The sequence below is a fragment of the Candidatus Wallbacteria bacterium genome (assembly GCA_028687545.1).
GTDB lineage: Bacteria > Muiribacteriota > JAQTZZ01 > JAQTZZ01 > JAQTZZ01 > JAQTZZ01.
Window position 1 is genome coordinate 18,778 of record JAQTZZ010000017.1, and the last position, 11,909, is coordinate 30,686.

14 protein-coding genes are annotated in these 11,909 nt (G+C 50.2%); 2 read left to right on the forward strand and 12 right to left on the reverse strand.

All coding sequences use genetic code 11. The features are described 5' to 3' along the window. Positions 1 to 22: 22 nt before the first annotated feature. The 9 genes from PHW04_09065 to ribD form a co-directional block, all read right to left on the reverse strand. Positions 23 to 688, reverse strand: coding sequence for a HAMP domain-containing protein (locus PHW04_09065; GenBank protein ID MDD2716030.1), 666 nt, complete (start codon positions 686 to 688; stop codon positions 23 to 25). A gap of 10 nt (positions 689 to 698) precedes the next feature. Next, a complete protein-coding gene (locus tag PHW04_09070) occupies positions 699 to 1,034 on the reverse strand; it encodes a hypothetical protein (GenBank protein ID MDD2716031.1) in 336 nt (111 codons plus the stop codon). Continuing rightward, the gene (locus PHW04_09075; GenBank protein ID MDD2716032.1) at positions 1,031 to 1,948 is read right to left on the reverse strand and encodes an RluA family pseudouridine synthase; all 918 of its coding nucleotides are present in this window, start codon (positions 1,946 to 1,948) and stop codon (positions 1,031 to 1,033) included. The genes PHW04_09070 and PHW04_09075 overlap by 4 nt, the downstream gene beginning before the upstream one ends. A 9-nt stretch (positions 1,949 to 1,957) precedes the next feature. Further along, positions 1,958 to 2,428, reverse strand: coding sequence for a 6,7-dimethyl-8-ribityllumazine synthase (gene ribE / locus PHW04_09080; protein ID MDD2716033.1), 471 nt, complete (start codon positions 2,426 to 2,428; stop codon positions 1,958 to 1,960). Positions 2,429 to 2,453: 25 nt separating this feature from the next. Beyond that, the gene (locus PHW04_09085) at positions 2,454 to 3,659 is read right to left on the reverse strand and encodes a bifunctional 3,4-dihydroxy-2-butanone-4-phosphate synthase/GTP cyclohydrolase II (protein MDD2716034.1); all 1,206 of its coding nucleotides are present in this window, start codon (positions 3,657 to 3,659) and stop codon (positions 2,454 to 2,456) included. A 72-nt stretch (positions 3,660 to 3,731) separates the two neighbouring features. Next, a complete protein-coding gene (locus PHW04_09090; protein MDD2716035.1) occupies positions 3,732 to 4,283 on the reverse strand; it encodes a riboflavin synthase in 552 nt (183 codons plus the stop codon). Then, the gene (locus PHW04_09095; protein MDD2716036.1) at positions 4,264 to 5,043 is read right to left on the reverse strand and encodes a HEAT repeat domain-containing protein; all 780 of its coding nucleotides are present in this window, start codon (positions 5,041 to 5,043) and stop codon (positions 4,264 to 4,266) included. The genes PHW04_09090 and PHW04_09095 overlap by 20 nt, the downstream gene beginning before the upstream one ends. After that, positions 5,040 to 5,474, reverse strand: a complete 435-nt coding sequence (locus PHW04_09100) for a GatB/YqeY domain-containing protein (protein MDD2716037.1) — start codon at positions 5,472 to 5,474, stop codon at positions 5,040 to 5,042. Before PHW04_09100 ends, PHW04_09095 begins: the two co-directional genes overlap by 4 nt. A 151-nt stretch (positions 5,475 to 5,625) precedes the next feature. Beyond that, positions 5,626 to 6,762 carry a bifunctional diaminohydroxyphosphoribosylaminopyrimidine deaminase/5-amino-6-(5-phosphoribosylamino)uracil reductase RibD gene (gene ribD, locus PHW04_09105; GenBank protein ID MDD2716038.1) on the reverse strand — a complete coding sequence of 379 codons (1,137 nt, stop codon included), beginning with the start codon at positions 6,760 to 6,762 and terminating at the stop codon, positions 5,626 to 5,628. 205 nt (positions 6,763 to 6,967) lie between these two features. Between ribD and PHW04_09110 the strand changes: the two genes are divergently transcribed. Together PHW04_09110 and ord are read left to right on the forward strand one after the other, a co-directional pair. Beyond that, a complete protein-coding gene (locus tag PHW04_09110) occupies positions 6,968 to 7,642 on the forward strand; it encodes a hypothetical protein (protein MDD2716039.1) in 675 nt (224 codons plus the stop codon). A gap of 143 nt (positions 7,643 to 7,785) precedes the next feature. Then, entirely contained in the window at positions 7,786 to 8,832 is a 1,047-nt protein-coding gene (gene ord / locus PHW04_09115; protein MDD2716040.1) for a 2,4-diaminopentanoate dehydrogenase, read from the forward strand. A 46-nt stretch (positions 8,833 to 8,878) separates the two neighbouring features. Here ord and rfaE2 read toward each other — a convergent pair whose 3' ends face one another. Genes rfaE2 through PHW04_09130 form a run of 3 tightly spaced genes read right to left on the reverse strand, consistent with a single transcriptional unit; the run spans position 8,879 to position 11,871 of the window. Continuing rightward, positions 8,879 to 9,328: a D-glycero-beta-D-manno-heptose 1-phosphate adenylyltransferase gene (gene rfaE2 / locus PHW04_09120; protein MDD2716041.1), complete on the reverse strand. Its 450-nt coding sequence runs from the start codon at positions 9,326 to 9,328 to the stop codon at positions 8,879 to 8,881. Continuing rightward, complete coding sequence (gene rfaE1 / locus PHW04_09125) at positions 9,329 to 10,357, reverse strand: D-glycero-beta-D-manno-heptose-7-phosphate kinase (protein MDD2716042.1); 1,029 nt, start codon at positions 10,355 to 10,357, stop codon at positions 9,329 to 9,331. Beyond that, positions 10,354 to 11,871: a S1/P1 nuclease gene (locus PHW04_09130; protein MDD2716043.1), complete on the reverse strand. Its 1,518-nt coding sequence runs from the start codon at positions 11,869 to 11,871 to the stop codon at positions 10,354 to 10,356. Before PHW04_09130 ends, rfaE1 begins: the two co-directional genes overlap by 4 nt. Positions 11,872 to 11,909 lie beyond the last annotated feature (38 nt).

Here is an 11,909-nt window from a genome sequence, read left to right on the forward strand (position 1 = left end):
AAATCTATTGCTTAATCCAGCTTTAGGCTTCATGTTGCGGGTTTTCAGGGGCGGGCTGTTCCTGGCTTTCTGCAGCATCATCACCTTCGAGAATGCCTCCGTCCTGGATCTTGAAAGACCTGGTGATGGTCTTGAGGTCATCAACTATCTTGATAAGGTTGTCCATCACTTCCTTTTTCTTATTCTCCGGGAAATCGTTGCGGGTAAGTTCCATGGGCAGTTCCTTGATCACGCAGATGATCTGCTTGATAGTCTGGCGGTCGGTGATTACCAGATTTTCCAGATTTTCGGCCATCAGGTTGAAACATTCTGCCAGATGCTGCAGTTCGTCGCCCTTTCTCAGTTTTACTCTGAGGGTGAGGTCACCGTTCGCGATGGTCTTGGCTGATACTTCGAATCTGTAGATCGGACCGGCGATGCGGTGGGAAATGAAGAGGGAGGCAAGGGCCAGCAGCAGCGCGAACAATGGAATCCTGATCAGCAGTTCACCATTGATCATTTCAAAGATCTTGGAAAGGTCGGCCGCGGATTTGAGATCCCCGGTGGCGAGCCTCGACCAGATGGTGAAATAGATGGTCCAGCAGGCGATCATGGTCAGAAAGAGCATGGTGAGCAGAATCACACCCATGTATCTGAATTGAAGCCCCTTCTTGATTACAAACCTGGATCTCCTGTTTTTCGTCTCCATCTATCCTCCTCTAGTCAGATTGCTTATAATTGTGAAAACTGCAATAAATCTCTCCATACTGGTTGACCGTGTAAGCCCCTCCGTTCGGGCATTCTTGATATTCCTTCAGATATCCCTGCTTGTACAGATTTTCCAGGTTGACTATCTGGCCGGGATAATACCGGGACTCAGGATGGCGGAGCTTCTCCTCGGTTACGGCCGACTTGACCATCTGGCGGAGTGCCTCGCAGGAGATTATTTTAACCTTTTTTTTCAGGAAAGAAAACTCATAAGTCGCGACCAGCAGAAAAATCACTACCAGTGAGATCAAGGCCAGCATCGGGAGATTATATGGACCGGATCTCATGGGTTCCTCAATTTATCCAGGATCGAAGTCATATCCGCAGGAAGCGGGGCGACCAGGTCGAGGGTTTTCTTTAAAAATGGATGTTCAAAAATAATTCTCTGCGCATGCAGCGCCTGCCCGTCGAGCGGTAGTTTTTCTCCCCTGTATCCATACATTTCATCATTAAGGACCGGATGGCCGAGATGGGAGAGATGAACCCTGATCTGATGAGTCCTCCCAGTCAGGATCTGAAGGTCAAGCAGTGAAAATCCGGGGAAAGCTTCTTTCACTGTAAACAATGTGACTGCAGACTTCCCGTCTGCTGAGATGCCCATTTTTTTTCTGTTGACCGATTCTCTCTTGATGGGATATTCGATCCTGCCCTGCCTGACTTCAAACACTCCTGACACAATGGCCTGATAATACTTTTCAATTTTGCGTGCAGCAAATGCTCTGGATAAATGAAGCTGCATCCGGTCAGTCTTGCAGACCAGCAGCAGCCCTGATGTTCCCATGTCCAGCCTGTGGACGATTCCCGGTCGGCGCACTTCTGTACCCTGGGACAGGTGGCTCTTGAAATGATAAACCAGAGCGTTGACGAGGGTCCCGGATTCATGGGAAGTGGCAGGATGCACGACCATGCCGCGTTTTTTGTTGAGTACAACCAGATCCTGGTCTTCGTAAATGATGTCGAGCGGGATGTTTTCACCCAGGACGCGGGTGGTTTTGTCTGGTGGTGCTTTCACAGTGACCAGATCTCCGATTTTCAGCCTGTAATGGCTTTTTGTCGGTTGAGTGTTGACCAGCACCAGTCCATTTTCAATCATCCCCTGGAGCGTATTGCGGGAATAGTCGATGATTTTTCCCGCCAGAAAAAGATCCACCCGTCTCGGGGAGTCTCCATCATATACAAATGTCATCTCCGGGGTTGTCATTTAAAACGATTATTTTCCGGGAAGGCATTTCAGAAGATTGGCTGATTCGATGGCAGACTGGGCGGCTTCGAAACCCTTGTTGCCTGATTTGACTCCAGCCCGTTCCAGTGCCTGTTCCAGCGTGTCCGTGGTAAGCACGCCGAACGTGATCGGGACACCTGTTTCCAGAGAAGCCTGGGCTACACCTTTGCTCACTTCTGAAGCTATAAAGTCGAAATGGGGTGTATCGCCGCGGATGACTGCACCCAGCGCGATCACTGCATCAAATTTTCTGCTGGACGCGAGTTTTTTTGCGATCAGAGGGATTTCATATGCTCCTGGTACTTTGAAAACCTGGATTCCGGCTTCAGCCACACCATGCCTGGTTAGACCATCCAGGCAGCCGGAGAGCAGCTGCTCTGAAATCAGGCTGTTGAATCTGGACAGCACAATGCCGATGACAAGTCCTTTCCCGTTCAGGTGTCCCTCGTGAATTTTCATGCTTGCTCCCTTCAGAAGGTTGAGGTTATAAATAATGTCCCAGTTTTTCTTTTTTTGTTTTGAGGTATTCCCGGTTGAACTTGCTCTCACCGACTTTGATGGGGAGTGTTTCCACAATTTCCAGGCCGTAAGCCTTGAGACCTACGATCTTCCTGGGATTATTGGTCAGCAGGCGCAGTTTATGCACGCAGAGACTCCTCAGAATCTGTGCTCCTGTACCATAATCGCGGCCATCTGCTTTGAAACCGAGCTCCAGATTGGCTTGCACAGTATCCATCCCTTTATCCTGCAGGCAGTAAGCCCTGATCTTGTTCAAAAGGCCTATTCCGCGGCCTTCCTGACGGAGGTAAACCAGAACGCCGCGTCCGGCTCTGCCGATCTCTGAAAGTGCGTAGTTAAGCTGGGCGCCGCAGTCACAGCGCAGCGAGCCGAGCGAATCTCCTGTGAGACACTCGGAATGCACTCTCACCAGCACCGGATCCTCAAGGTTCCAGGACCCCATTACCAGCGCCAGATGATGCTCATCTTTGTGGTTCACCTGGAATCCGATCAGGCGGAATGTTCCGAATTGAGTCGGAAGTTCGGCTTCATCCCCCACGCTGACAACACATTCCCTGGAGAGCCTGTAGCGGATCAGTTCTTCAATTGTCAGGATCTTGATCCCGTGTTTTTCCGCAAAAATCTCCAGATCCGGCATTCGAGCCATGCTGCCGTCCTGATTCATTATCTCGCAGATGGCGGCAGCCGGTTCCAGTCCGGCCATCCGGCAGAGATCGACAGATGCTTCGGTCTGCCCGGCACGGATCAGCACTCCGCCCTGTTTCGCCGCCAGCGGGAATACATGCCCGGGCCGCACGAAATCTTCAGGAGAGGAATCAGCCTGGGAAAGTTTCCTGATCGTGACCGAGCGGTCGCCGGCGGAAATCCCGGTGGAAACCCCTTCCCTCGCTTCCACAGAAACAGTAAAAGCAGTTTTCAGCGGGGAAGAATTTTCAGGGGTCATCTGCGGGAGACGCAGGCGTTCCACTCGCTCCGGCGAGAGAGGGGAACAGATCAGGCCTCTGGCATGCAATGCCATGAAGTTTATGATCTCAGGTGTGGCGAACTGTGCCGCGCACATCAGGTCACCTTCGTTTTCCCTGTCTTCATCGTCGACGATGATCACCAGTTTCCCGGCCTGGACATCTTCGATGATTTCCGGAACTCCGTGTATATGTGAATTTTTTGCCATGATTTAATAACCCAGTTGTCTAAGTTTTTCAAGCGAGAGCGGTTTTTTTTCCGATTCTATCCGAGCTTTCAGCTAATTGCGAAACTCCAGATTGATCTCATCCCCTGGTTTCCGCAGTTTCAGGGTGGTTTTATCCAATGTGACCGGGATCAGGCTGACCTCAAAACAGCCTGTCAGCTTCGCCTGGATGGTGAGTGAAATTCCTGCTACAGCTACAGAACCCTTGGAAACGATCAGTGGAGAATACTCCGGTGGATACGAGACAGTGTAGATAATTCCCGGTCGTCCTTTGACGAGTCTAATGATTTTTCCCACACAATCCACATGCCCGGATAAAATATGCCCGCCCAGACGGGAATCAGCCCTCACCGCGCGTTCCAGATTGAGGTAATCGCCCCTTTTCAGCTTTTTCAGGGTGGTGTTCTGGATTGTGACTGGCATCAGATCAAAGAGAAGGGAATTCCGGACGACTCCGGAAACTGTCAGGCAGACTCCCTCCAAAGCCACTGAGTCCCCGCGAGAGATTTCCTGGCTGCAGCCGGCTGCGACTTGAAGAATCAGGTTCCCACCTTTGCGCTTCAGTGAAACCACTGAGCCGGTTTCTTCAATCAGGCCTGTGAACATCGAGCACCGCCAGTTTTTCCCGGGCTGACCGCAGCAGCAGTTTGGCCAGCGGAGATTTCATTTTCCCCAAAGCATAGATTGCGGATTCAATGGCATGAATTTTCCCGGAAAAAATCATATCCTTCAAGATCCTCAGCACTGCTTCAAGACCGATGCCGGAAAGAACCAGGGCGGCATTCGATTTGACGCGGGCGTCACTGTCCTGAAGCAGAGGCACGATCTCCGGGTAAGCGCTCTCTGCTTTTAGTGCGACCAGGGCTTCGATTGCATTTGCCCTGACCCTCGAGTCCTGATGCTGCAGAAATCTGAAAAGTACAGGGCCGTCCAGCTGGTCTCCGTTTTTTCCCAGCAGACTGATTAAAGCGGCGATGATGAAAATGTCTTTCTCAGTATCAAGAGCTCTGACGAGCCATTCCCTGGAAATTTTCACCCTGGCCTTGATCAGTTGTTTTAAAAGCTGGAATTTTTCGGAACTGCTGCGGGTTTCAAATACAATCGACAGATTCTCCTCAATTTTTTGGGCCTGGATCGCATGAATTTCTGAAGCTGAGGGATGATCGGGAATTGCAGTCTCAACGGAAAAGAGATGAAAGTATTTTCTGGCTGCCGCTCTGATTTCAGGATCAGGGTCGTTCGTAAAAAGGTCCTTCAAAAGTTCCAGTCTGGAAGTTTCGGATACCAGTTTATCTTTGATCAGATCATCCAGGGCGGCTTTTCGCACTGCGGGATCAGCGCTGGAAAGATTCTGAAATCCTGTCATGCCTGCTTCTGCTCCAGGAGCATTTTTACCAGTCCGCTGGCTGTTTTACCGTCAAACTGGCCTTCATGCTTTGTTTTAAGCTCTTTCATCACAGCTCCGACATTGGGGTTTTGGAGGGTTTTAGCGATCCCGATGATCGCTTCCCTGAGTTCGGTTTCAGTCATCTGGCTGGGAAGATATGAGTTAAGCCATTCAATTTCCTGCACTGCCGCATCTTTTTGAGCGGGATTACCCACCCGCAGAATTTCATCGGCGTTTTTCTTGAATTTTCTGATTACAGCCAGGGCTTCCTGGTCGGTCGTTTCACGATTGCCGCCGTTTTTTCCTATCATCACGATTTCAGAATAGAGAGTGGAGAGGAAGGTGCACTTATCTTTCTGACCTGCCTTAAGGCATTCAAGCTGCTGCTTTTTTATGGTCGCTGCGATCATGGTTTCTCCCTTGACCGATGATTATTAATTTGATTATAACATATTCTAGTGGGCCGTTACATTTGAATTTACCCACTGTAAGTTTAAGGAAACGCTCCCTGGCAGGCGTTTGTCGGAAAGCGTTATTATAAAATTCAAATGATACGGACCACTAGTTTGGCAAATTGCCCGACAGAGCAGACAGCATTGCTTCCAGGTCACGGCTGTAATAGCGTGCTACTATGTCAGAATCTGATTTTCTGACTTTTTTCAGAATGAATTGAGGGGAATCAGTGATCCTGATCCTCTGGCCTGTGAAAATGGCGTTGACGCCGAGTTCCCCGAGCAGCCTGGGCGCTGTCATGATCAGCAGTTCATCTGCCAGCTTTTCCCTGATGAAACTCCCTGCGACTCGTGAACCGCCCTCAACCAGCAGTCTGCCGATCCGGAAAGATTTATAAAGTTCGGCCAGCATGGTCCCGATCTGCAGAGGATTCAGATCAAGCACTTCTGCGCCGGCTTTTCTCAAATTCAGGGCCTTATTCCTGTCGATTCTGTCACCTACTATGATCAGAGGAGCTTCACCCGCACTCTGTACAAGCTTGTATTCAAGAGGGATCCTGCCGGTCCGGTCCAGCACGATCCTGGTGAGAGGTTTGTTTTTATAATGCAGGCGGATGTTGAGCCGGGGATTGTCAGAGAGAACTGTGTTGATCCCGACCAGCACAGCGTCTGAACGAAACCGCTCCCGGTGTACAAGTTTTCTGGACCCTTCCCCAGTTATCCAGAATGAATTCCCGAGAAAGTCGGCGATTCTGCCGTCGATTGTCTGGGCGAGCTTCAGGGTCACATGGGGTCTTTCCAGCATGATGGAAGTAAAGAAGGACCTGTTCAGGTCAAGCGCAATTTTGGCCAGGATGCCGGTTTCCACTTCAATCCCTGCCGTATTGAAAATCGCAGCGCTTCTGCCCCTGGTGAGAGGGTTGGGATCTGCGACTGAGTAAACGACTTTTTTTATCCCGCAATTCCTGATGGCGAGGGAGCAGGGAGGAGTTTTCCCCTGATGAGAACATGGCTCAAGATTCACGAAAATCGTGGCGTCATGCAGCAGCGCCGGGTCAGCCTTGGAAATGGCGTCGGCTTCTGCGTGCGCCCCTCCGAAGCAATGATGCCAGCCCTCGGAAACGATTCTTCCGTTTTTTACAATGACCGCCCCCACCATAGGATTTGGGCTTACGCAGCCTGCGCCCTTTTTGGCGAGCAGAATGCAGCGGCGGATGTAATCCTCTGAATTGCAGTTCGAGTTCATATTATTATTTTAACTCAGGTATAATGGATTACAAAGGAGACACTTGCAAAACTCAATTTTAGATCTGAAAATATTTTTTCCTGTAAGTAGGTTACCGGAGTTTCGCTAGTGCTCCATGAGCCTCTAACAAAATTCCTACCCAAGATATAGCGTAAAAAAGAATTTTGCAAGAGGCTCAAAGAAGATTTAATGTTCCGGGGGTTATATGAACAAGGTTTCAGCTGTGCATCTCAGGGATAAAAAAATGAAGTCTGCCTGCCTGGCATGTGGAATCGTGACCATGGTTCTTGTAATTTTTGCCTGTCCGGGTTTTGCGAAAGGCCCGTTTTATCCGGAGAAGCTTCCGGATGGCTTGAATTTAAGCGTACCCCGCGACTGGAAGACCGCCAATCAGGAATTCCTTAAAATGCTGCAGGAGAGAACTGAAAAGTCTGCGAAAGCTGCAGGCAAGAGTGTCAGCGACCAGGTGATTTTCCTTTCCAAGTCGCCTGCCACCCCTGAAGCCACCGTAATGGTGATCGTTGACAGTAAGGCATCAGGACCTGACCAGAACAAACTGGCCGGATGGGGAACGACTGAACTCAGCATGGCTGACTCGGAAATCAGGTTTTCGGACGAAATGACATGCCGACAGTCAGGATTCAAGCTTCTGCAGTGGTTTACCCTGAAACTGGAAAAACTGGCAGGGAAAAATGTCTTGGTTGAGGAATTCATGTTCGAACAGCCGAATGGACAGAAGATCCACACCAGAACTTACATGCTCCCCTGGAACGGTAAACTGATCAGGCTCAAGTTCAGCTGGCCGCTGGAGCGGGAAGCAGTCGAAAGCGCTAATGCGGAGAAGATACTCGCAACCTTTTGTCTACCAGCACAGCAATGAAAATGCTTACTGACATACCAGCATACTAACTTGCAAACTTCCTGCAGAGTTGAGCGATTAGATGAACATCGCTTATAATCTACTCATTGTTGACACTTCATACCAGTCTGATATGATAGATGCATATCTTAGGGGAGGTACTGATGCATAAGATTCCTGGCGCGTATGCGCTGACGAAGAAACCGGTGAAAGTCATGCAATGGGGGCTGGGGGCGATGGGCTCCGGAATGGCCGACCTGATCCTTAAAAAGAAGGGCATGAAACTCGTGGCTGCTTACAAGAAGAGACCTGAAGGACAGGGCAAGGACCTCTGCAAAGTGCTCAATTTGACTAAAAAAACCGGCATTATCGTGGGCAATGACCCGATCAAGGAGATCAGGAAGCACAAGCCGGATGTAGTAATAATGGCAGTCTGCTCCGGTGTGAAGGAAGGTTTTGACGACATCATGTCCGTAATTGAAGAGAAAGTCAATCTGATCACGATCGCTGAAGAAATGGCTTATCCCTGGGCATACGACGAGAAGCTCGCTGCCAAACTGGACAAGGCGGCTTTGAAAAACGGCGTCACAGTACTCGGCACAGGCATCAATCCCGGATTCGTGCTGGATTCCCTGGTCATCATGCTCAGCGGAGCCTGCAGACGCGTGGATTCGATTGAGGCCTCCAGGATCAACGACCTGTCCCCGTTCGGACCTACGGTGATGAAGAGCCAGGGCGTAGGAACCACCAAGAAAGAATTCGACAGCGGCATCAAGGATGGAAGCATAGTCGGGCACATTGGATTTCCGGCCTCCATCTGCATGATCGCAGACGCCATGGGCATCGAGCTTGACGAGATCAAGGAATCCAGGGAACCGATCATGTCCAAGACCGAACGCAAGACCAAATATGTGCACGTGAAGCCGGGAATGGTCGCCGGCTGCAAGCATATCGGTTACGGCATCCGCAAGGGAAAGAAAGTCATTACCCTGATTCATCCGCAGCAGGTGCTGCCTGAGAAGGAAGGGATAAAGACCGGCGATTACATCAAGATTAACGGCGACCCGAATGTGAATGTAGCCAATTCTCCTGAATATCCGGGTGGAATCGGTACGATGGCAGTCACAGTGAACTGCATCCCGTTCATCGGGAATGCCAGGAAGGGATTAATTTCGATGCTGGACATGCCGGTCCTGCGGATTGCCAAGTAAAATTACGCATCAAAATATCATTGCAGGGGCGCAGCATGCTGCGCCCTTACTTTTTTGTGCGGTTAATCAGATCCGTTGTCGAATATCCTTCTTCAAAAGGCACGATCACGACTTTTTTTACCAGTTCCCGCCCTACGACCTGGTCAGGCTGGTAATCACCGCCTTTGACGAGAATGTCCGGCTTTAATTTTGAAAGCAGCTCCCAGGGTGTGTCTTCGTCGAACGATGTGACCAGATCGACAAATCGGACTGCATCCAGCACTTCCTCACGGTCTGAAAGCTTGTTTAAAGGGCGGGATGGCCCTTTCAGGCGTTTCACCGAGTCGTCGGAATTTAGTGCCACGACGAGAAAATCGCCGAGGGTTTTAGCTTCACGTAATACCTTGAGATGGCCTCTATGCAGAATGTCGAAACAGCCGTTGGTGAAGACCACGGTTTTACCGCTTTTCTGCTGGGCTCTGATGATTCGAATGGCTGCGGCGCTTCCTGCGATCATTTATTTCAATTCTTCCGCGTAATATTCCCCGCATTCATGACCGTTCCTGATATGCTCGGCCACTTCCTCGGCTGTCACTGCGGCTGATCCAAGTTTGGTCACCTTGATGCCTGCAGCGATGTTGGCGAGTATTGCCGCGTCGACCGGCTCAGCTCCTGCTGCCAGGCAGGCGCTGTAATGCGCGATCACTGTATCACCTGCGCCGGTGACATCGTAAACAGCTCTGGCTACAGTTGGAATATGGAAAACATTTTTCTGGGAAAAAAGCGACATGCCTTCTTCGCCCCTCGTAATCAGCAGGTAATCAGAGTTCATGTCCCGGATCAGCTTCCGGCCGGCTTTGATCAGGCTTTTTTTATCCCTGATCGCGATCCCGCTGGCCTCTTCAGCTTCTTTTTTATTTGGGGTAATGGTGTTGGCTCCTTTGAACAGACGGAAATTTATCACTTTCGGATCAACTGTGACCGGGATCTTCATCTTCCTGAGAAAGGTGAGCAGAGGCCTGCTGAGGCTTTCGGTGATTACTCCCTTGGCGTAATCCGAGACGATCACCAGGTCAGATCCGGAGGCTTTGTCTCTGATTTTAGAAAGCAGCGGACGGTTGATTCCTGATCCGATCGGATCTGTGCTTTCGCTGTCTGCCCTGGCGATTTGATAGCTGTGTGCCATGATCCTTGTTTTGACGGTGGTAGGCCTCAGTTTGTCGATCTCCAGCCCTTCGGTGTTGATGCCCAGGTCGATCAGCAGCTGCCTGAAAAGTCTGCCGTAACCGTCATCGCCAAGCACGCCGCAGATCGAGACCTTCACTCCAAGGGCGTGCAGGTTGTTGGCTACATTCGCTGCACCGCCGGGGGAATAAGTGCGTGAACTGACTTTGATCACCGGCACCGGTGCTTCGGGTGAAATACGGGTTGCGTCTCCCCAGATGTATTCATCGAGTATCAGGTCCCCTATCACAAGGATTCTCCGGGAGCGGACAGCAGTCAGAATTTTAAGGAGTCTTTTAGTGGCCTGGGAGTCGTATATCATTCCAGTGTATTCCTGCCGTCGATTTTTTGATTCAGGTTTTTCCCGTGAAAATATTCCACGAAGAATTCCAGATCATTGCAGGCTTTCAGATCGGTCCGAGAGGTATTCCTGAATTCAGAATAACCGTCTCCGCCATGAGCCAGGAAAGAATTCGTTACCACAAAAAACAGGTGATCAGGGTTGATTTTTTGACCTTCGTAGAAGGCTTCTTTTACGAAATACCCGCCTTTGTCTTTGGAATAGACTACTTTCAGGCCACTCTGCTGGAACGCACCGCCCGAGACTTTAGGATTGTTCATGGCTTTGACGAGAATGGCGATTATTTCAGATCCTGTAAGCTTGACAACAGCCAGATCATTTTCCATCATGCAGAGCTTAAGGTCTCCAAGCAGGATCATTCCAGGCTGGAACCATTCGCGGAAACCGCGGACATTGTAAAGCGCGATCCCGTTGCCCTTCAGGTAGCGATCCCGCAGTCCGTCGCAGAACAGCTCGGCCAGGTTGCTTTCCAGGACTGAGTCGGAGTCTGGAACGAAGCTGGCAGATTCCCGCATGGAGCGGCTCTTGAAAAGATCTGCCAGGTACTCAGGATGTGCGGCATGGATGTGGATTCCATTGATCAGAGTGTTGCTGGTTTCGCAGATCTTTTTCAGGTATGGTTCGTCGTAGGAGCTTCTCAGAGCAGCAGTCAGATCGAAGCCGGTCCCCTGGGGCAGGGAACTTCCTGCATCCTGGACTGCGCTGAAAATGACTGAGGAGAGAAAAATCACTGATTCATGCAGAAGCTCTTCGCAGAAGCCCATCAGGCGGATGTCGCCTGAGCCGAAATCAGGACCTGGATATCTCAGCCTGTCTTTTCCGTAGAGACTTTCTTTAATCAGGATATCCTTGATATAGGAGCGATTTTTCATCATCAGGTCGAAAATCTTCCCATGCAGGTCTGTGATCCTCTCAATTCCCGGCAGCTCGCGCTGGTCGACCCTGGGCCAGAGGGCATCTGCCAGGCCTGATTCAAAGGCGGAATGGATGCCGCGTTGTTTTCTGTTGTAACCGTCGAAATAGTTCGTCATGTGCAGGGGCTGGAAAAGGTCCCCGCAATAATGCGAGAGAAACCCCAGGTGCTGCTGGGCGGATTGATAATCTTTTCTTTTGAGGCAGTCGACCAGGGCGGCATACTCATCTTCAATGGCATAAGGGAGGTTGCCGTTTTTTGTAATGAACTCGCGGCTGTATTTTTTGTAGAATTCTTCTTTGGAGGGCAGCCCCATCCCAAGATCAGGAAAATTCTCGAAATCCAGGAAATGCCGTGGATACTCGTCTGCTCTTACTTTTTTTACGTCATCCACCAGAGCTGAGAGGAACGATATTTTTTCGTGATTCCGGCATAGTCCCGGCAGTGAGGCCGATAAATTCCTGAGTGCAGATTCAGTGATCTGGTAATGGGATTTGAAGCCATAGGAAAAACCGGATGAAACCCAGAAAATCAAGGCGAACAAAGTTATTTTTTTAATCATGGGACAAAGCTTATCATACAAATCCAAAATATTTCAAA